Annotated in this window: 19 protein-coding genes; 7 read left to right on the top strand and 12 right to left on the bottom strand. The window is 39.4% G+C overall.

Annotated elements, in window-relative coordinates; genetic code table 11:
* Nucleotides 1-28 precede the first annotated feature (28 nt).
* A complete protein-coding gene (locus KNQ97_RS10685; RefSeq protein WP_002060799.1) occupies nt 29-1,297 on the top strand; it encodes an exonuclease SbcCD subunit D in 1,269 nt (422 codons plus the stop codon).
* Nucleotides 1,298-1,306: 9 nt separating this feature from the next.
* Nucleotides 1,307-4,903 carry an SbcC/MukB-like Walker B domain-containing protein gene (locus tag KNQ97_RS10680; RefSeq protein ID WP_253612201.1) on the top strand — a complete coding sequence of 1,199 codons (3,597 nt, stop codon included), beginning with the start codon at nt 1,307-1,309 and terminating at the stop codon, nt 4,901-4,903.
* Between the two features lie 200 nt (nt 4,904-5,103).
* Here KNQ97_RS10680 and KNQ97_RS10675 read toward each other — a convergent pair whose 3' ends face one another.
* The gene (locus tag KNQ97_RS10675; RefSeq protein ID WP_253612200.1) at nt 5,104-5,796 is read right to left on the bottom strand and encodes a YggS family pyridoxal phosphate-dependent enzyme; all 693 of its coding nucleotides are present in this window, start codon (nt 5,794-5,796) and stop codon (nt 5,104-5,106) included.
* A gap of 126 nt (nt 5,797-5,922) precedes the next feature.
* Between KNQ97_RS10675 and KNQ97_RS10670 the strand changes: the two genes are divergently transcribed.
* Both KNQ97_RS10670 and KNQ97_RS10665 read left to right on the top strand, forming a co-directional pair.
* On the top strand, nt 5,923-6,960 hold the full coding sequence (locus KNQ97_RS10670) for a type IV pilus twitching motility protein PilT (protein WP_000355489.1): 1,038 nt from the start codon (nt 5,923-5,925) through the stop codon (nt 6,958-6,960).
* Between the two features lie 27 nt (nt 6,961-6,987).
* Nucleotides 6,988-8,106 (top strand): PilT/PilU family type 4a pilus ATPase, encoded by a 1,119-nt coding sequence (locus KNQ97_RS10665; RefSeq protein ID WP_111810919.1) that lies wholly within the window; start codon nt 6,988-6,990, stop codon nt 8,104-8,106.
* 69 nt (nt 8,107-8,175) lie between these two features.
* Here KNQ97_RS10665 and fur read toward each other — a convergent pair whose 3' ends face one another.
* Entirely contained in the window at nt 8,176-8,613 is a 438-nt protein-coding gene (gene fur, locus KNQ97_RS10660) for a ferric iron uptake transcriptional regulator (protein ID WP_001122847.1), read from the bottom strand.
* Nucleotides 8,614-8,724: 111 nt separating this feature from the next.
* Here fur and KNQ97_RS10655 point away from each other — a divergent pair, with 111 nt between their 5' ends.
* A complete protein-coding gene (locus KNQ97_RS10655; RefSeq protein ID WP_001170993.1) occupies nt 8,725-9,123 on the top strand; it encodes an outer membrane protein assembly factor BamE in 399 nt (132 codons plus the stop codon).
* Nucleotides 9,124-9,177: 54 nt separating this feature from the next.
* Here KNQ97_RS10655 and KNQ97_RS10650 read toward each other — a convergent pair whose 3' ends face one another.
* From KNQ97_RS10650 to KNQ97_RS10605, 10 genes are all read right to left on the bottom strand, one after another.
* On the bottom strand, nt 9,178-9,501 hold the full coding sequence (locus tag KNQ97_RS10650) for an RnfH family protein (RefSeq protein ID WP_000442585.1): 324 nt from the start codon (nt 9,499-9,501) through the stop codon (nt 9,178-9,180).
* The gene (locus tag KNQ97_RS10645; protein WP_103236092.1) at nt 9,501-10,568 is read right to left on the bottom strand and encodes a hypothetical protein; all 1,068 of its coding nucleotides are present in this window, start codon (nt 10,566-10,568) and stop codon (nt 9,501-9,503) included. Before KNQ97_RS10645 ends, KNQ97_RS10650 begins: the two co-directional genes overlap by 1 nt.
* A 152-nt stretch (nt 10,569-10,720) precedes the next feature.
* Entirely contained in the window at nt 10,721-11,176 is a 456-nt protein-coding gene (locus KNQ97_RS10640; protein WP_000782976.1) for a bacteriohemerythrin, read from the bottom strand.
* 252 nt (nt 11,177-11,428) lie between these two features.
* Complete coding sequence (locus tag KNQ97_RS10635; RefSeq protein ID WP_000336551.1) at nt 11,429-12,277, bottom strand: class II glutamine amidotransferase; 849 nt, start codon at nt 12,275-12,277, stop codon at nt 11,429-11,431.
* 108 nt (nt 12,278-12,385) lie between these two features.
* Nucleotides 12,386-13,168 (bottom strand): GNAT family N-acetyltransferase, encoded by a 783-nt coding sequence (locus KNQ97_RS10630; RefSeq protein WP_000890283.1) that lies wholly within the window; start codon nt 13,166-13,168, stop codon nt 12,386-12,388.
* Between the two features lie 120 nt (nt 13,169-13,288).
* Entirely contained in the window at nt 13,289-14,197 is a 909-nt protein-coding gene (argB, locus tag KNQ97_RS10625; RefSeq protein ID WP_001135419.1) for an acetylglutamate kinase, read from the bottom strand.
* 14 nt (nt 14,198-14,211) lie between these two features.
* On the bottom strand, nt 14,212-15,630 hold the full coding sequence (locus KNQ97_RS10620; RefSeq protein ID WP_253612199.1) for a phosphomannomutase/phosphoglucomutase: 1,419 nt from the start codon (nt 15,628-15,630) through the stop codon (nt 14,212-14,214).
* 199 nt (nt 15,631-15,829) lie between these two features.
* Entirely contained in the window at nt 15,830-16,282 is a 453-nt protein-coding gene (gene dut / locus KNQ97_RS10615; RefSeq protein WP_000868152.1) for a dUTP diphosphatase, read from the bottom strand.
* Nucleotides 16,283-16,306: 24 nt separating this feature from the next.
* A complete protein-coding gene (gene rep, locus KNQ97_RS10610) occupies nt 16,307-18,346 on the bottom strand; it encodes a DNA helicase Rep (RefSeq protein WP_000093035.1) in 2,040 nt (679 codons plus the stop codon).
* A gap of 193 nt (nt 18,347-18,539) precedes the next feature.
* Nucleotides 18,540-19,193 (bottom strand): OmpA family protein, encoded by a 654-nt coding sequence (locus KNQ97_RS10605; protein WP_001202415.1) that lies wholly within the window; start codon nt 19,191-19,193, stop codon nt 18,540-18,542.
* Between the two features lie 244 nt (nt 19,194-19,437).
* Here KNQ97_RS10605 and KNQ97_RS10600 point away from each other — a divergent pair, with 244 nt between their 5' ends.
* Together KNQ97_RS10600 and KNQ97_RS10595 are read left to right on the top strand one after the other, a co-directional pair.
* Entirely contained in the window at nt 19,438-20,364 is a 927-nt protein-coding gene (locus KNQ97_RS10600) for an acyltransferase (protein WP_000100973.1), read from the top strand.
* A gap of 16 nt (nt 20,365-20,380) precedes the next feature.
* Complete coding sequence (locus tag KNQ97_RS10595; RefSeq protein ID WP_031997751.1) at nt 20,381-21,427, top strand: hypothetical protein; 1,047 nt, start codon at nt 20,381-20,383, stop codon at nt 21,425-21,427.
* Nucleotides 21,428-21,503 lie beyond the last annotated feature (76 nt).

The raw sequence follows: 21,503 nt of genomic DNA, 5'->3' as shown, positions 1-21,503 counted from the left end.
CTAACGTATCTGTGTTTATTTTGGCTTGATGTCTGTTTCTATGTCCGTACATTTTCTACATACTTCTGACTGGCATTTGGGGCAGTTTTTTTATAATCATTCACGACACTACGAACACCAACAATTTTTAAGCTGGTTGCTCACTCAAATTCAAGAAAAACAACCACATGCCCTGCTTATTGCTGGCGATATTTTTGATGTCATTAACCCGGGTTCACAAGCACAAAAACAACTCTACCAATTTTTAGCAGATGCCCATCGTATTGCACCGCACATGCAAACACTCATGATTGCGGGTAACCATGACTCAGGCTACCGTATTGAACAGGTCGAACCGCTTTTAGAAAAATACAATGCAAAAACCGTAGGTGTGGTTCGCTGGAATGAAGATAAAACCCTAGATCTCGATCGACTGCTTTTACCTATCTATAACCAAAATCAAGATATTGTGGCGTGGTGCCTTGCCCTGCCTTTTTTACGTTCGGCTGAAATTACGGGCTTTAACGAACATACCACCAATAGCAAAAATGCGATTGCCTATTTGCACCAGCAACTCATTGCCGAAGCCAAACGTCGCAAGACACCAGACCAAGCCCTGATTTTGATGTCGCATGCGCATATGCAAGGTGGAGAAACATCTGACTCTGAACGTCCAATTATTATTGGTAATGAAGAGGCACTTTCGACGACTTTATTTGAAGATGCTGTCGACTATGTCGCTTTAGGGCACTTACATAAACCACAAAAAGTAGGTCAGCCACACATTCGTTATAGCGGTTCACCCATTCCGCTTTCTTTTAGCGAAATTAACTATAAACACCAAGTGGTTGAGGTCAAAATTGACCCAGCTCAAGACACAGACAGCCGTTTGCAATTTGAAGCTGTCGAAATTCCGCGTTGCATACAATTGCACCGCATTCGTGGTGAGCTAAACGAGGTACTGCAACAACTCAAAGCCTTGCCTCACGGCGTGATTGAAAATATTGACCACCGTGAATATGTCGATATTGAATATTATAGTTTAACGCCGCCACAGCCTAATTTACGTCAGCAGTTTGAAGCAGCTCTGCCACCTGACCGCTATCGTCTAGTGCGTATTTCACGTCAATACGTAAACAAAGACACGACTAATTCAAATACCACCCAACACATTGCTCTTGAACCGCCAACACCAGAAAAACTCTTTCAAAATATTTGGGAAAAACAAGGTTACAGCGCCGATGATGCGGTCTTAAAAGATTTTCTGAGTCTGGTACAAGAAGCACAAAAACATCTTGAAAATGATGCAAGCCATTAAGGATATGCCATGAAAATTTTATCCATTCGAATAAAAAATCTGGCATCGCTTGCTGATGAACATTTTATTGACTTTGAAAGCGCACCTCTGGCCCATGCAGGTCTCATTGCAATTGTGGGGAAAACTGGCGCAGGTAAGTCGACCATTTTAGATGCGATGTGTCTGGCCTTATTTAATCGGGTTCCTCGCCTTAAAGACAGCGATGGTAAGTTAAAAGATGTTGATGGCTCTGAGTTGCTGACCAACTCTCCTTTAACTGTCTTACGTCGTGGTACAGGACATGGTTTTGCTGAACTTTGCTTTATTGCTCAAGATCAAAAACGTTATTTGGCTCGTTGGGAAATTAAACGTGCACGTGAAAACCCAAATGGTAAATTACAAAGTGTGCAGCGCCACTTAAAATGCTTAACCGACGGTGTGGTACTTGCCGACAAAGCCAAAGCGGTTGATGAAAAAGTTAAGCAAATTACCCAGCTTTCATTTGAGCAGTTTACTCGTGCCGTATTACTTGCGCAGTCAGAAGTCACTGCATTTTTAAAAGCTCGAGACAGCGAACGTGGTGAATTACTTGAGTACCTGACCAACTCCAGCATTTTCGCCAAAATCGGTGAACTGGCTTTTCGTAAAACAGCCGATATTGCAAAGCAGCGTAAACAGCTGGAAGAGTTTTTAGGCCATATTGAAATTTTGTCTGATGAAGAGATTGCTGCATTTACCGAGCAATACCAGCAAGCCGAACAAAACTATCAACAGTTAGAACAGCAAAAACATGTCTTAGACAAACAGCAACAGTGGTTTGAACGTAAAGCAAAACTTGAGCAAGAAGTTCAAGCGAAACAGCAACAGTTTCAAACTCAGCAAAATCATCATCAACAACTGGCTAGTGAACGTGAGCAATTAAAACGTCTTGAAGTTTTCTCTGAAATACGCCCACAAGTTTTTCAGCAAGCTCAAAATTTACAAACACTGCAACAACTTGAGCCGCAAATTCAGCAAGCTCAAACCAAATTTAATGAGTTGGTGCAAATTTTTGAAACGGGACAAAAACAATATCAACTTGCAGAACAACAGCTCAAACAAACACTCGATTTTGAGCAACAGCATCAACATGCTTTAAATCAAGTTCGACAGTCCATTCAAGAACGCGCTTTTATTGCCGATGAATATAAAAAGTGCAAAGAAAAAAGACAGGTACTTGAGCAAAACCTATGCCCACTACAACAGCAGCAAAAAGCTGTACAACAGCATATTGCACAGCTTGAGCAGAACAAAATTCATCTACAACAGCAGCTGATCCAGACTCAGCAATATGCTGTATTAGATAAGGGCCTTTCAGCGCATCTTCATCAACTTGGGCAATTTATTCAAAATTACCAAACGATTGAAGAACAGCTCGGTAACCCTACCCTTGCTCGCCAAAAGCTATCGGAAGCTAAAAGTGAACTCGAACAACTCACAGTTTCACTAGGCACAGTTGAACAAGTTGAGTTAAAGCTTGAACAACAGCGTAAAGATAAAGATCAGAAACTTGCTCAAGTCACACAGTTAGATCTGATTCAACAGAAAATAAAAATTTATCATGAGCTATATGCTGAGCTTCAGCAATTCACCGAAAAACATACTCAAGCCTCCGCGCAAGAAGACCAACTTAAAACCGTTTGCCAGTTAGCTGAACAAGACTACCAAACAGCAAAAACTGAACGTGAAAAGTTACAGCACATCCTGCAACAGCAACGTTTACTACACACCGAAAATATTGAACAGTTACGTGCCAATCTTAAAGAAGGTGAAGCGTGTTTGGTCTGTGGAAGCACCCACCATCCTTATCGTATTGATGACAGTGCAGTCTCCAAGGCCTTGTTCGATTTACAGCAACAGCAAGAGCAACAAGCTATTGCACTCGAACAAACTAAGTTTAATGCATGGCAAACCCAGCAACATGCACTTACTCAGTGCCGGGCCGAGCTTGAACAAGTTCAGAAATATCTAGCTCAACTGCAAGTAAAACAGACGCACTTACAGCAAGAACTTGAGCAAGCGTTTAACCTCAATCAATTACACATTGAGCTTAATCAAGCTCCTGAACAAATCTTACAAACACTTAATGAGCTGAGACAAACGACACAAACTGCCATAAGTTTATTTGATTCAGAAAATGCGCGTTTAACCCAAGCGATTAAACAACACAATCAGCTTGTTCAAACGATTCAGTGTAATGAAAGTTTGCTTAATACCGCACAGCAATGGCAACAACAAGTTCAACATATTGTCGAGTGTTTATCAGAAACCGAACAGCACGCATGGCAGCAAGCAAGTAGCCAAACAGCTAAGCAGACTTGGGCTATTCTTGATGCACGTGCTAAGCAACTTGAACAACAAGAACAGCTTTCACAGCGTTTTGAACAACAGCAGCAAGAACTTAAAATGCTGTCTGCTAGCCTTGAGCAAATGACCAAGCAAATTGATGAGATCGATCAAAATCTCCAAGAGATTACGCTTAAAGGCCAACAAAATAATGAAAAAGCGGTATCGCTCATTCAGCAAATGACAGGCCGTTCGGATATTAAGCCGCATGAATGGTTAATTGAGCATGACGCTAAACGTCAGCAACAACAAACGGCGTATCATGAGGCTAAACAGCGTTTCGAACAAACCAGACAACACTTTGAACAGCAAAAACAGGCGCTCGATCAACTTAAACATCAGCATCAACACACAGGACAACATCAACAGCAGATTGATGGGCAAATTCAAAACTGGTTAAAAGCCCATACTGATTTTCAAGCATCTGATCTTACGGCACTCATACAGATTAATTCAGCTCAAGAGCAAGATATTCGTAACCGTCTTAATCATGCCGAGCGTTTATTAAGTGAAGCCTCTTCTGCCCTTAAAACGATGCAAGAGCAATTAAGCGAGCACTTACAAACTCAGCCAGATATTGAATACGAAAAGCTCGTTACCCTCATTCAAGACAATATTGCAAAGCTCAAAGCACAGCTTGAAGTGCGTGACGGGCTAAAGCTGAAGCTTGAATTACATCAGCAAAACCTTGCCAAACAGCAAAAATACGCTGAGCAAATTCAAAACATTCAACAAGAAGAACATCGCTGGAGCAAAATTTCAGGCTTGATTGGTGATGCTAAAGGTAAAGAGTTCCGTGACTACGCTCAGCAATATCACCTAGATATTTTAGTTGAACATGCCAACCAACAACTGGCGATGCTTTCTCAGCGTTATACGCTAAAACGTCTTGATCAGTCCTTAAGTCTTGCCATTATTGACCACGACATGGATGGAGAAACCCGCTCAGTTGCCTCTTTATCTGGCGGTGAGTCGTTCTTAACTGCCCTTGCCTTGTCTTTAGCGATTGCCAATATGGCATCGGGTTCAATGAAAATTGAATCACTGTTTATTGATGAAGGTTTTGGTACTTTAGATGCCTCATCTTTGCACATGGTCATGAATGCTTTAGACCAACTGCAAAATCAGGGACGTCAGGTCATTCTCATCTCACACATTCAAGAAATGCATGAACGCATTCCTGTACAAATTCAAGTGAAACCACTTGGCGCTGGTGCAAGTACCATTGAAATAGTGGGTTAAAAATAAAAAGCCCCGACATCCTGTCGGGGCTTTTTTAGATTCTGCGTTGGTATGACTCCTGTCGTACCTGTCTGCATCCATTCATGACTTTTTATTGTTATTCTTAGAAACATCCTGTTTCCTGATGAGTTCATAGTACAAAAAAAGCATTGTCTGCCATAGCCGCAAAAGGCCGCAATTTCTGTAAGAAATCGCTTACATCAGCCTTTTTGCGAATAGTCTCTAGCCCCAAATAAAGCTGTGCCTACACGTACCATGGTTGAACCAGCGGCAATTGCGGCTTCTAAATCCCCTGACATTCCCATACTCAATGTATCCCAGTCTTCTGGGTGAGCATGTTGGACTTTTACCGCATCAAATAATTTTTTGGCATCTGCAAAAGCACCTGTATTGTCAGGAGCCGGAATCACCATTAAACCACGTAACTTGATTTTCGGTAGTTGACTCATTTGAGCAACCAACTCGGCAACGTCTTCCGGTGCACAACCATCCTTACTGTCTTGCCCATCAATATTGACTTGCAAACAAATATTAAGCGCAGCTTGGTCATCACCACGTTGGTTAGATAGGCGTTCTGCAATAATTAAACGATCTACCCCATGAACCCAATCAAACTGCTCGGCCAAATGCTTAGTTTTATTCCGCTGAACATGACCAATGAAATGCCATTCAATATCCAAATCCTGTAAAGTATCAATTTTATCTAAAGCTTCTTGCAAATAATTTTCGCCGAATGCCCTTTGTCCTGCTGCATACATTTCACGCAATCTTTCACTCGGATGAGTTTTCGATACGGCTAAAAGTTGCACAGTTTCAGGCGCACGCTGAGCAAGTTCACAAGCTGTTTTGATTTGCTGTAATACGTGCTGTCGCGCATCTTGCAGGTAATTCATTGACAAGGTTCTCATTTTCAAAAAACTTTTTTGCTTTTCACCTAAAGCGAGGTGTTGGTAAGCCTCGGTGAAAGCCGTATATTATTCTACAAAATAATGACATATTTTGATTTACTTGGGGAAATTATGGATATTACAGAGCTACTCGCCTTCTCTGTGAAAAATGGCGCGTCCGATTTACATCTTTCTGCTGGCATGCCACCAATGATTCGTGTTGACGGTGAAGTTCGTCGTATTAACTTACCAGCTCTAGAACATAAAGATGTCCACCGTTTGGTCTACGACATCATGAATGATAAACAGCGCCGTGACTATGAAGAAAAACTCGAAACTGACTTTTCTTTTGAAGTACCTAATGTTGCTCGTTTTCGTGTTAACGCATTTAACCAAAACCGTGGTGCTGGTGCAGTATTTCGTACCATTCCGTCTAAAGTCCTCACCATGGAAGATCTAGGTCTAGGACAAATCTTTAAAGATATTTGCGACTATCCTCGCGGTATTGTACTGGTGACGGGGCCAACAGGTTCGGGTAAATCAACTACGCTTGCAGCGATGCTCGATTATATTAACGAAAACCGCTATGACCATATTTTAACGGTGGAAGACCCAATCGAATTTGTACACCAGTCTAAGAAATGTCTCATTAACCAGCGTGAAGTGCATCGTGACACACACGGCTTTAATGAAGCACTTCGCTCAGCACTGCGTGAAGACCCTGATATTATTTTGGTCGGTGAGATGCGTGACCTTGAGACTATTCGCTTGGCATTAACCGCTGCCGAAACAGGTCACTTGGTGTTTGGTACGCTCCACACCACGTCGGCAGCAAAAACTATTGATCGTGTGATTGACGTATTCCCTGCCGAAGAAAAAGACATGGTTCGTGCCATGCTGTCAGAATCTTTACAAGCGGTTATTTCACAAACCCTGCTTAAAAAGAATGGCGGTGGCCGTGTCGCAGCCCATGAAATCATGATTGGTATTCCGGCTATTCGTAACTTAATTCGTGAAAACAAAGTCGCGCAAATGTACTCAGCCATTCAAACTGGTGCCAATCATGGCATGACCACACTCGACCAAAGCTTAAAAGGCTTAGTCGCTCGCGGTGTAATTAGCCCGCAAACCGCACGTACTGCGGCAAAACAGCCTGAATCATTCCTATAAAAACAACAAAATAGCGAGAATACAATTATGGATTTTAATGACTTGCTCAATCTGATGGTTGAAAAAAAATCTTCCGATCTCTTTATTACAGATGGCGTTGCGCCCTCTATGAAGATTAACGGGCAAATTGTTCCAATTTCAAAAAACAGTCTTTCTGGGGAAGTGATTGGTCAACTGTTACATTCCATTATGAGCGAAAAACAACGCAAAGAATTTGCAGAAACTCGTGAATGTAACTTTGCCATTATGAACCGTGAAAAAACGGCGCGTTTTCGTGTCAGTGCTTTTCAGCAGCGCGACATGCCGGGCATGGTACTACGTCGTATTGAAACCAAGATTCCTTCAATTGATGACTTGCAGTTACCGCCTGTACTTAAAGATTTATCGATGACCAAACGCGGCATTATTATTTTCGTAGGCGCGACAGGTACAGGTAAATCCACTTCATTGGCTTCAATGATCAGCCATCGTAACCATAACTCTAAGGGCCATATCATTACCATTGAAGACCCGATTGAGTTTATTCACGAACATGCAGGTTGCATCATTACTCAGCGTGAAGTCGGGATCGATACCGACTCATTTGAAATTGCCTTGAAAAATACACTACGACAAGCGCCGGATGTGATCTTAATTGGTGAGATCCGTTCTCGTGAAGTCATGGACTACGCGATTGGCTTTGCTGAAACAGGCCATCTTGTATTAGCTACCATGCACGCTAACAACGCCAACCAAGCGCTCGACCGTATTATTCACTTTTTTGAAAGTGACCGTCATAGTCAGCTTTATATGGACTTGTCACTTAACTTAAAGGCAATGATTGCGCAGCAGCTCATTCCAACACCAGATGGTAATTCACGCCGTGCAGCAATTGAGATTTTAATTAACTCACCATTAATTTCAGACTACATCCGTAAAGGTGAAATTCATGAAATTAAAGATTTGATGAAACGCTCACGTGAACTTGGTATGCAGACCTTTGACCAAGCTTTATTTGATTTATATAAAGCTGGTCAAATTACCTACAAAGATGCACTTAAACATGCTGACTCACCGAACGATTTACGTTTAACCATTAAACTTGCAAATGAAGGTCCTGATCAATTATCAGACGGGAAACAGCATTTAACTTTTGACCGCCAGTAATTTCTTCATAAAAAAAGGAAGGTTAAACGTAACCTTCCTTTTTTATTTGTTTTCTTTATGTGAAAACGATTATTTCTTGCGCAATGCTTCCTGACATTCAGGTTCATTACAGTAACCATAGAGATTTAATGAGTGACCCGTTAAGGTAAACCCATGTTGTTCTGCTACAGAATGCTGTTCTTTCTCGATAACATCATTAGTAAATTCAATGACTTTGTTACAGTTTTGGCATACTAAGTGATCGTGATGATCTTCTTGCATGATTTCGAAAACAGAATGGTTATTTTCAAAATGATGACGTTGAATAATACCCGCAGCTTCAAATTGTGTTAACACACGGTAAACTGTTGCAAGTCCGACATCTTCCCCTTGCTCTAACAAAGTTTTGTAAATATCTTCGGCGCTAAGATGATGTTGTTTTGAATTTTCTAATAATTCCAAAATCTTAATTCGTGGAAGGGTAACTTTAAGTCCAGCTTTGCGCAAATCTTGATTGGAAATAGGCATGAAAAAAGGTCTCTCAACAAATCTCAAGTTGGAATAGGCAATAGAATTTAGATGAAGTATGATCTATCCTTTGATCAAATGCATCATAATTTATTGGGATAGTGTAGCAAAATGCAAAAACTCGTGCTGACGTTATTCGTCACTTCACTCCTAGCTGGTTGTTCAATCTTTGGTGTATATAAGGTTGATATTCCTCAAGGGACTCCATTGACTAAAGCTCAAGCCTCTCAAGTACAGGTCGGCATGAATTTCCAGCAAGTGCGCTTTTTGCTTGGTAGCCCAACAGTGACTGATCCCCTCAATCCACAACGTTGGGACTATATCTACAACTATATCCCGGGAACATATGCTAAAAAAGCGAAAATCCCCGCAGCACATGGTCAGCATTTAAAAATTTACTTTGATGAAACTGGAACCGTAACTAAAATTGAAGGTTTAGAGACTATTCCAGAATCGCAACCAGGTTTACCTGCTTCCAAAGAAGCAATTTTAACTGCCCCACCACTATAATCGTTTTTTCTAATAAAAAGAAACCCCTCTAGTGAAATACTTGAGGGGTTTTGCTTATTGAGCTGATTGCTTAAAGCGATTGCCTTTAATGTATCTGCCTACAGGGTTTTTCGCAGCACGTTTCCGGCGAATATCTTTTGGATTAATCGTTAATGGTCGATAAACCTCAACTCGATCACCCGCGTGTAATACCGCATCAGTTTCTACTTTTACTCCAAAAATGCCGAGCTGAAGTGGTTCAGGCAAATCAACTTGATTTGATAAACCACTTGCTTGAACTGCCTGTGCAGCAGTCATTCCCTCTTCAAATGGAACAGAAATTAAAAACTGTTGTTCCGGTACCGCAAAAGCGACCCAAACTTGTTGTGTACGTTCCATTAGATACTTTGTCCAATTACAGCAATCATTGCCACAATAATTGAAAGCGGCAATACGATACGTACAGCAATACGCCACAAGTTATAAAAAAGCTCATTGCTAAAATTCATCGATTTACGTAAGTGGCTAATTTTCATAATCCAACCTGCAAAAACTGCATAGATTAAGCAAATAAGTAAGCCCCACAGCATAAGAATAAGCGTGAATAAATTATGAACTTCCGGCACCGCCCAAACTGCAATTGCTACAACAATAATCACCCATTGTAAAACAGACATAAGCTGTCGCTGAGCAAGTTGTTCTCTAGCCAACTGCACAAATAACGCGGATGTCATTACTCCGGTAAATATCCACGTTAAAACGGGTAATTGAGCCTGAAGCGAGAAAAAGCCAAAAGCAACCACAGCAATGAGCTGAGCTAACCAAATTGGAAGAACAGTTTTTGTTGCGCCTTCTTGCGCCTGAACAGCACCTACACTATTTTGCCAGTAAAGCCCTAAACCTAACCCGCTCGCGACAAGTGCAAGTACAGTTGCATTACCCCACTCCTTAAACTCAACACTGGTCCAATGCCAAGGCTGTAAAGTCGAGCCCATCGTATTTGCCAACACAATAGAAGCGATTACTCCTAAGGTCATTAATAAAATGAGTATTTGGCGTGGAATAAAAGATAATACCAAGGCAGCAACTGCAAGGCCTGCAAAAATAATTTGACCGGAAATGCTTGGGGCAAACTGCGCAACTAATATATTGCTTGCAGTACTTAGAACGTTACCCGCTAAGAAAGGAATAAAAACAACAGCAAGCCAGCCAACCACACGCCATTTAGGGGAACTATCAGCTTCACGAGTTAAACTCGATAACGCATTTAAAGCGGTTGTTTTTGATCGTTTTGCTAAAGCAATTTCCAAATAACAAACTGGTAATGCCAATAACAACATAGTGCCAAACCACAATAACCAGAAATCGATTTGACGATCAATCTGGATTCCCATGGTTGGTGCCAAAGTGGCCATGATGACAAAAGATAAGCAAAACGCCATAAGAGGCGATAACCATCGTGACATAGGTATGTCCTGCATTATGCATTCCTTGAAAAAGTCTATAGATATTTTGCCCGTCTCATGCATGAAAATCAAAGTTTGCACAATAAAAAAAGCAAACCACCGAAACGATAGTTTGCCGCGCTAACTGTATATTAGAGTTTTTTTAGTTAAGGTTATGAGAAAAAACGGGCGAACCAGTTCTTTCCTTTCTTCTTTTCTTTTTCTCTAATAATCCCCATCATATTTTCTTTTACTGCCCCCACATAATCGGCATCATCATGTTGAATATGGTTAATTAACCATTTAGCCAAGATCTCTTGTAATTCTGCTTCAATGGTATGGCCCATTTCAAAACGTTCACGATATAACTCTATTTTTTTAATAAATAAGTCATGTACACGTTTATGAGGCACTCTATATTTATAATCTGCTTCCTCTTGTAAACTTTCTTCAAAGGTAAAATGTGATTGTGTATAATCAATAATATTGTCTAAAACATCTTTAATACGACGTCTATCCTCATCATCTTTTACATCATCAATCTCGTTAATATAATCCAGTATTCGTTTATGTTGCTCATCAATAACGTCAATACCAGTATTATATTCTGAAGCCCATTTCATTTTCATACATCACCCCCAATGATGTTCAATGACTGTTGCATAAACCGCATCTTATCTTTAAAGGGTATAAATAAAAACAAAGCTATTTTGTCGGCTTTAAATAAATAAAAATGAATAAATAGTTAAGATTTTGATTTTTAAAAAATTAATTAATATTAACCAACTAAAAAGATAAAGTATTTTTTAAACAAAATACTTTATTATTAAATAAACAAAAATATATATTTCTCAAGAAACTACATTTCTTTTAATAAAAAATTAATATTGGTCAGCACGAGTAATACGCTTAAGTTCAGGATTTTTCTCTTCACGTATTAATCTTTCAACTTGAGTAATCGCTTTTTTTATAGGTTTACCATGTTGAAATAAAATCATTTCACCAGGTTGATAAGCAATCCATGTTTCATTATGAGTTAAAGGTTCCGTGGTAATTACTGCAACTCGATCTTCAGGAGTCGTCACCTGACTAAAATCAACCTCAACATCTAAATCAATTAAATGTGCATTATTGAATGGATATTCTCGAACTAACCAATGTAATTTAGTAATTGCATAACTAAATAAAGCTTTACCATTCGATAAACAGAAATTAAATGTCCCATATTCTGCAATTTGAGGGGAAATCTTTTCTAATACTTCAAATATCTGCTCAAGCGTTGGTTCTTCATAACCAAATACTTCTACCAGTTGATCTAATAAATAACAAAATGCTCTTTCGCTATCGGTATTCCCTACCGGCGTAAAACGTCCGCTTAAGGGTGGATTAAAATCATGTAAATCGCCATTATGGGCAAAAATCCAGTGACGTCCCCATAACTCCCGAATAAAAGGATGTGAGTTCTCAAGCGTAATTTTGCCTTGAGTCGCCTTACGAATATGTGCGATTACATTACGTGATTTAATGGGATAATTACGAATAAGATCAGCAATTGGTGATTCAACTGCAGACTGGTTATCTACAAATAAACGGCATGCCTTATCTTCAAAAAAGGCAATACCAAAACCATCACTATGGTCAGAGGTAATTCCTGCGCGTTGTGAAAAACCACGGAAAGAAAAAGTGATATCCGTTGGTGTTGCACAATTCATTCCTAATAGCTGGCACATATTGTTTTTAAACTTTCACTTCATTACCCCATGCGTACTATTGTGCATGAGAGTAAATTGGCTTGTAAATCCCAATATGCGCTCGCTATTACAAAATATAAGATAACTTTATCGCTGGGCCATTTTGTTCATTACAAACGAAGTGGCAATTTTATTCACTTCTAAAAATACAAAGTAATCGAGACAGTTAAATTCAGCATCAAAGAAGGCATCTTTGGATAATTTAGACTGCATACTCAAATACATTTGGAATAGTTTCGGCATCCGCTCATCTTGAGGGAAACTAAACTCCGGATATTCAGGTTCATAGATTTTCTTAGAACGAATATCGATGGTTTTAGTGTCCGGTAACTGCTGAATTTGACGGTGCGTATAGTACGCTCTAGCCAAATTATCTTGCAGATGAATACTGACACATCCCATCAAATATTTAGCACGCATTGACCACAATACTTTAGGTGCAAGATTCAGCCATAATGTTGAAAGTGCCTTACCATTACGAAAACGTGGATGTACACAAGTACGCCCTATCTCTAATACATTTGGCAAATGCGACAAGTGTGGAACAATATCAAACTCATTAGCACTGTAACTTTGCCCTATTTCATGGCCTTGGAAGAGCTTAAGTCGTGTATAAGCAACTATCTCTCCTGTCCATTTTTCTCTTAATACAGCATGCTCACAGCCAAAATCGTAAATATCTTGATCTAAATTATCTTCAAATTGAATGCCGAATTGTTTACTAAATTGTTGTGCACGAAACCGTTGTACATCTTGTAATTCTTTTAAATTATCAACCCATTCAAAGCGGAATTGTGTTTGATTGTTAGCCTTATGGCGATTTAAAGGTAAAGTCCAGGTTTGGCGATATTGATTAAATTTTTCCAGCATAATGAACGCTCCTAGTGACACCCACTACACTAGTCAAAGCTCATGACAAAAAAATGACCAAAATTAAATGGCATAAAAAAAGACCACTTAGCATGATCTTTTAATAAAAACTAATAAGGATTAGTGAGTCGTTTGTGTACGGTTAGAAATGAGCGTACCGACCCCGTGATCTGTAAAGATTTCAAGTAATGTTGCGTGCGGTACACGACCGTCAACAATATGTGCGCTCACAACACCACCTTTTACAGCGTCAAGCGCACAGCCTACTTTAGGAATCATTCCACCGTAAATTACGCCTGTTTCGATTAAACGGTCAACTTCTTGTGTCGTTAAACCGGTTAAAAGGTTTTTGTTTTCATCTAATACGCCACTAATATTAGTCAGCAGAATTAATTTTTCTGCGCCTAATGCTTCTGCGACCTTCCCAGCCACCAAGTCAGCATTAATATTGTAAGTATTACCTTTTTCATCAACACCTAATGGAGCAATAACAGGAATAAAGTCGCTTTGAGTAAACATCTCTAATACGTCAGTTTTAACCCCGGTCACCTCACCAACCATACCTAAATCGATATGTTTGATAGAACCGTCCTCTTCTTGTTTTTCCATTAATAATTTACGGGCACGTAATAGGTTGCCATCTTGACCAGTCAAGCCAATTGCACGGCCGCCGTGTTTATTAATCAAATTAACAATAGATTTGTTTACGCTACCGCCTAGGACCATTTCAACCACTTCCATCGTAGCTTCATCGGTCACACGCATACCATCAATACGGTCAGACTCACGTCCTAATTGCTTTAAGAAAGAGTCAACTTGTGGGCCACCGCCATGCACAACAATCGGGTTTAAACCCACAGTTTTAAGTAAAACGATATCGCGGGCAAATGAACTTTCCAATTCAGGATCAGTCATCGCATTACCACCGTATTTCACCACCAGCGTCTTACCAGAAAAACGTTGAATATATGGCAAAGCTTCAATCAAGATTTTTGCTTTGTCGACGCCGAGATGCTGATCTTGTGGCATTGCGCCTCTCCTTATTAGGCCTCAGAAAGTTCTTGTGCAATTTGCGGATAACGCTCTTGCAACATATCAATAAATTTTTGCTGGATTTCCTTTAAACGTAAAGGATTATCAGCGTCAAATCTTACGGTAAAATACTCACCTGTATTTGATGCTCGAATAATGCCAAAACCATCATCAAAATCAAGACGTACGCCATCAATTTTACTAATTCGAGCACCCAAACGATGGCTTAAAATTTCAATATCTTGTAGTACATGTTTAGGGTCGGACTGATGGGTGCCAATATAAGTATCTTCGGTACAGCATCTTTCAGGATAATTAGAAAATAAATCAGAAATTGTTGTCGCACTCGACTTAGTGAAATATTCCATTACACGTAATGCAGCGTACAAACCATCGTCATACCCAAAACCACGCCCATCATTAAATACATAATGACCCGCGTATTCGCCCCCAAAAATGGCGTTACCATTTGATTGAGATAAATACGTGCGGAGGAAGCTACTTCCCGTGCGAATCATTTTGGGTTTACCACCAAGTCGTTCTACGGTTCTTTGAACCATGAGCGAGCATTTCACATCAAATACAATTTCTTTGTCTGGTTGCTGCTCCAGACACATTTGTGCAAATAGTGACAATAAACGGTCAGCGGTAAGTATATTGGCTTTTTCATCAAGTAATACGACACGGTCGCCATCACCATCAAGGGCAATACCAATATCTGTCCCCTGTTCAATAATCGTTTTACGTAGTTCTTTTAAATGCGCAGCATGTGAAGGGTCTGGTGCATGATCAGGAAACTCACCATTTGGAGTTGTACGTAAAGCAATGACTTCACAACCCATTTTTTCAAGTACGAGTTTTGAGCAGTGCCCTGCCGATCCATGCAGGCCATCTAATACAACTTTTAAAGGACGCTTAAGTTGAATATCGTTAAAGATTGCTTGTTGGTATTTTTTACAAAATTCTGAATTAAATTGAGGAGTTGATAATTCTAATAATGAAATTGTATGAGTAGGTACATAAGTTTGCGCAAATTCACCTACTTGCTGGATCATTTCAGGAGATGGAGGTTCACCTCTTAAAATCCATTTAATACCATTATCTGATTTAGGGTTATGGCTAGCTGTTACCATTATGCCATTACCACCAAACTCCCGTGCAATGTAGTACATCATCGGGGTTGAGCAACAACCAATATTTGTAACATTTAAACCCTGCTCTACTAATATCTCTTCGATTAAATGCGCATAAGCCGGACTCGTTAGGCGCGCATCATAACCAATGATCAGTTGAGTTTGTTCTGCTTGTTTATATTGTTGTGCCAATCCATAGGCAATTGAACGGACGACGTCCGTAGTTAAATAAGAAAGTTTGCCTCTAATATCGTAAGCACGGAAAATATTTTTTGGAAATGAGTGTCTTACATTCATAGCGTATCTTCTATTTAAAGATCAATTTGATCTATCGCAAAAACATAGAGTATTCAAAATCTGAAAAATGGGTATTTGCTAAAAAAAGTTAAAAGAATATGAGTAAAGCGTTTTGTAATATAATTCATTGTAACATTCAAGGTGTAAAAAGAAACACTTGTAAAACAAGCGTTTCTTTTCATTATTTTTTATAAATTAATTATTGTTTACCAGTGTGACCAAAACCGCCTGCGCCACGTAAAGTTTCTTCAAATTCCTCTACTTGCTCAAATTCAGCCTGAACTACTGGAACTAAAACATACTGTGCTAAACGCTCACCCGGTTCTAAACGGAAGGTGGTTTGACCACGGTTCCACACTGAAACCATCAACTCACCTTGATAGTCCGAATCAATCAAACCAACTAAGTTGCCAAGCACGATACCGTGTTTATGGCCTAAACCTGAACGCGGTAGAATTAAACCAGCAAAATTCACATCATGAATATAAATTGCCATACCTGTTTTAACCAAAACAGTTTGGCCTGGTTCAATCTCAATTGCTTCATCTAAACAGGCACGTAAATCTAAACCTGCTGACCCTGCTGTTGCATATGAAGGTAAAGGCCACTCTTTACCTAAACGCGGATCGAGCAATTTAACTTGAACTTTCATGGGATTTCCTAAAAATTAAAAAAATTAACGCTTTAATAAAGCTTTTAAATTTGCCAAATATTGTTGAGCCTGTTCTTTAGGATCAACATTTGCTGCAATTTTCTTTTTACGCCCTAACCATTCGAGCTCATCTTGCGGAAGCTCATCGAGGAAACGGCTTGGGGTCATCTGTTTCATTTGACCACCATTTTTACGCTGCTCTGCCAAAGTCAAAGTTAAGCCTTGACGTGCACGGGTAATTCCCACGTACATAAGACGGCGTTCTTCTTCAATTGTTTCAGCAGCAATCGAATTCTTATGCGGCAACAGCTCTTCTTCAAGACCCATAATATAGACATATGGGAATTCCAAACCTTTAGCGGCATGTAGAGTAAGTAAGTTCACTTTATCAGTATCTTCTTCCTCTTGCTGCTGCTCTAACATATCAAGCAAGACTAGTTTTCGAATCACACTTTCAATGTTCTTTTCATCAACATCTTCAGCACGATTAATTAAGTTTTGAATACTACTAAACAAGTTCTCGATATTATCGAGTTTACTTTTCTCTTGCGCAGGCGTTGCGGACTGCTCACGAATATAGTCGATATAACCCGCTTCATTCATCATTTGACGAACTTTAGGCACAGGCTCATCATCTTCCAACAACTCACGTGTAAACGTCGAGATAAAATCAGCAAACTCATGCAATTGAGTTTCTGCCTTTTTAGGAAGCACCATACTTAAGCGTTGGTCAGAAGAAGCACCAAGTAAAGACAAATTGTTTTCTTGTGCAAATAAACCTAGTTTTTCAAGAGTAACTGGGCCAATCGCACGTTTAGGCGTATTAATAATACGTAAGAAAGCACTGTCATCTTCTGGGTTAATAATAAGACGTAAATAACTCATTACATCTTTAATTTCTGCACGAGCGAAGAACGATGTACCGCCAGAGAGTTTGTACGGAATTTGCATTTGGCGAAGTTGTGTTTCCAATACACGCGCCTGAAAGTTACCACGGTACAATACAGCGTAATCTTTCCAGTTCTTACCATTCATAAGTTTGTGAGTCAGTAAGTCTTTGACTACACGTTCTGCTTCATCATCATCATTACGACAGGTAATAATTCTGATGACCTCACCATGGCCTTTATCACTCCACAATTTTTTATCAAAAATATGCGGGTTATTTTGAATTACACAGTTCGCAGCTTTCAAAATACGGCTGGTCGAGCGGTAATTTTGTTCAAGCTTAATAATATGAAGATTTGGGAAATCCTGTTTAAGCAAAGCCATGTTTTCAGGCTTAGCCCCACGCCATGCATAAATTGACTGGTCATCATCACCTACGGCAGTAAACTGCCCCATTACGCCAACTAGTAATTTCACCAAAATATATTGCGCGGTGTTGGTATCTTGATACTCATCCACTAGCAAGTAACGAACACGGTTTTGCCATTTGTCACGTACTTCTGCATTTTCTTGCAATAAGCGGGTTGGCATAACAATGAGGTCATCAAAGTCAACTGCATTGTAAGCACGTAAATTACGTTCATAAAGTTGATAAAGATGGGCAAACTGGACATCTTCAGGAGTTTCACACGTCGAATGTGCTTGTTCAGGCAAAATCAGATCGTTTTTCCAATCTGAAATTTTCTTCATTGCCTTGGCAATTAGTTCTTTACTCTCTGCACCCGATAAATTGTCGCGATGCATCAAATCCATCAAAATACGTTTACAGTCATCTGCATCCAAAATCGAAAAATTAGCTTTTAAAGGTAAATTTTTAAGTTCTAAACGTAAAAGATTTAAACCAAAAGTATGGAAGGTCGAAACGGACAAACCTTTTGCTTCTTCACGTGATAAAAGCTTAGTGACACGCTCTTTCATTTCGCGTGCAGCTTTATTGGTAAAGGTCATCGCTGTAATACGATGCGCAGGAATACGGCAATGTTGCACCAAATAAGCAATTTTACGCGTAATTACCGATGTTTTACCTGAACCAGCGCCAGCAAGCACCAATAAAGGGCCTTGAGTATATTTCATGGCTTCTTCTTGCTTGTTGTTCAGTTGACTGGCAGATGACATCGTGTATTACCTCTTAATTTTTCGAGCATGATTATAGTCATCTCTTTTTTAGAATCCCAATAGTAAATCTACGGATATGTATAAATGATGTCTAATAATGCAATTTATGCGCCGCAGAATGTCGTGATTATTTTTTATACTTCACCCATAAAAAAACCACCCGAAGGTGGTTTTTTAAACAATAAACTAGATCTTATTGTTTAGCATAAATGCTGATTTCTACACGGCGGTTTTGTTCACGACCAGAAGCAGTTGAGTTGTCTGCGATTGGGTTAGAAGAACCATAACCTTGTGCATCGATACGGCTAGATGGAACACCTTTACCAGCTAAATAGTTTTTAACTGACTGAGCACGCGCTTGAGATAATGGGATGTTAATAGAGTCATTACCAGTGTTATCTGTATAACCAGTAACTAAAATCGCGCTCTTGTTATCTTCAGCCAATGTTTGAGCTACTTTGTCCAAAGTTGCATAGAAGTTTGGCTTGATGTTTGATTTGTTAGTATCAAAAGTAATGCTACCAGGCATGATCAATTGAACAGAACCATCTGGGTTACGGCCTACTTCTACACCAGTACCAGCCATTTGTTCGCGTAATTTTTTCTCTTTTTGGTCAAGATATAAACCGCCAGCTGCACCAAGAACTGCACCAATTGCCGCAGCACGGTTGTTTTGACGGCTAGAGTTTGCATTTGATTTAGAAATACCGTAGCCAGCTGCTGCGCCGATCAAAGTACCTAATGCGGCTTTATCGTATTCAACGCCACCAAGGTTATTACCTGTTGTTTGACAACCAGAAAGTACTACTGCTGCCCCTACCACTGTTGAAATAACTAATGCACGCATTGCATGCCTCCTCACTTTGAGTGTTTTGTTGTTGAATGAATAATGAAACAAAAAGGAAGTATAAAACATTGATATTTTGTTAATAATAAACAGTTTAGTTATTTTTTTGTAATATTTTGATGCACTTTAAGGTGTGCACTCATCACAATTTCTTCATTGTTGTCTAAGATACCGTTGTATTTCATTTCACGATAGTTATAGTTGAACAACTTTCTATGGATTTTGGATATTCGGGGCCATTTATATGTCAACTGCACCCAATAAGCAATCTGCGCTAAAAAAAATTACACGTGGACTCACTGTAGGTACAGTCATCACAGGTAGCACTTTTTTTCATGGACCACCTGTCTTAGCTTTAGGTTTAACAAAGCTATTTAAAAAGTCTTCAAAAATTGATGAAACCAATATTCAAATTACTAATAGCTGGCTTGGTGTTAATAATTGGCTGATTGATCATGTTTTACCTAATTTAAAATGGGACATTAGCATTGACGAAGGCCTTGATCTGAATATGCAAGGTCGTTATTTAATGACTTGTAACCATCAAAGTTGGGTTGATACCACGGTAAACCAATATTTCGGGTTAACCCGTATGCCGCTTACCCGCTTTTTTACCAAGTGGGAACTCATCTTTATTCCTTTCGTGGGTCAAGCTTTTAAAATCTTAGGCTTCCCAATGATGAAGCGTCATACAAAAGAGCAAATCGCGAAAAACCCTGAACTCAAAGACCGCGATATGATGGAAGCACGTAAAGCGTGTGAACAGCTCTTAAGTCAACCTTTTACATTATTAAATTATTTGGAAGGGACTCGTTTTACTCAGGAAAAACACGACCAACAAAAATCACCATATAAACATTTATTAAAACCTAAAGCAGGTGGTTTGGCTCTGGCGTTAAATATTTTGGGCGACAAAATTGATGCTTTAGTTGATATGACCATTGTCTACCCTGATGGCGTACCAGGTTATGGCGATTTCTGGCTAGGCGACGTTTCAAAAATTGCGGTCAATCTTCGAAAAATTGAAATACCAGACTGGGTTCTCGGGGGTAATTATGAAGATGACCCAGTTTACCGTGAACGTTTTCAACAATGGGTACATGAACTCTGGACTGAAAAAGATCAGCTCATCGAGAAAATGAAAGCTCAATACGCGACTACGAATCTTTAAAAAAGAATCCACTTTTATGCAAAACAGTTCTGGAAAGCAAACGAAATATCACCGTGTAGATTCAAGCAGCCTTTCATTTAAGCTGTTTTTGGTCTACGACATCTTTATGGTGTTTATTATCATTTTCAATCTGTTCTGTCTTGCAGCCAATTTCTTTTTAATGAGCAGTATTGGGGCATGGTTCTTTGAACATATCCATTTGCCCCAAATATTGTCTTTCTACCGTACCCATTTACATCCGTGGGTTATTACCTCTGAAGCCTGGTTTATTGGTTTTCTAATTATTGAACTACTGGTCCGTTGGGGAATTGCTATCGTTTATAAACATCATAAGCGTTGGTTCTTCTTCCCTTTCATTCACTGGTATGAAATTTTAGCTATTATTCCTCAGCTACGTTTTCTACGTTTATTCCGTGCCGGGATTATTGCATACCGTTTACACGAACTTGGTTACCCGGTTATTCCTGAAAGCTGGAGAAAGACAGGGCTCTTTTATTACCGTGTGGTTATGGAAGAGTTGTCGGACCGCGTGGTGATTACCGTAATTGACGGTATTCGATACGAGCTTGAAACGAGTTCTAGCCATAAACAAATTATTCATGATTTGGTTAATCATCATCGTGAACAATTTACCGTAACCCTAACTTCCCTATTACAAGAATCTTTAGCAACTGCTTTAAAAGAACAAAAGCCTGCAATCACCCGAGCTGTCGGACAAATCGTAGATCAGGCAATAGAAGATACGCCTGAATTAACACAATTATTAAGGCTTATTCCACTTGTAGGGGGACGTATTGAGCAACAAATTCAAAGTATTGGTCAACGTCTTGGTGAAAATATCAGTGCTGGTTTAATAGAACCGTTAATTGAAGGTTCAGCCGCACATCCTAATTCAACTTATCAATTAATTTCTCAAAAAATTAGCCATATAAATATTGATAACCATGAACTTGAGCAGCTGGTTGAGTCTGTCGTTTTTGAAACGCTAGAAGCTGTCCGTAAACAAGTTAAAGTTAAACAGTGGCAACAAACACTCGCGGAGTATGATCGAATCAAAGAATAAGCATTTATTTATTTTTTTATAAATCACGCTAGAGAATTGGTACGATTTGTTCTAGCATTTGCTCTATTTACAATAA

It is taken from the genome of Acinetobacter sp. UC24323 (assembly GCF_024151445.1).
Classification (GTDB): domain Bacteria; phylum Pseudomonadota; class Gammaproteobacteria; order Pseudomonadales; family Moraxellaceae; genus Acinetobacter; species Acinetobacter baumannii.
Note: the sequence above shows the minus strand (reverse complement) of the source record. Positions and strands in the feature narration are given on the sequence as shown.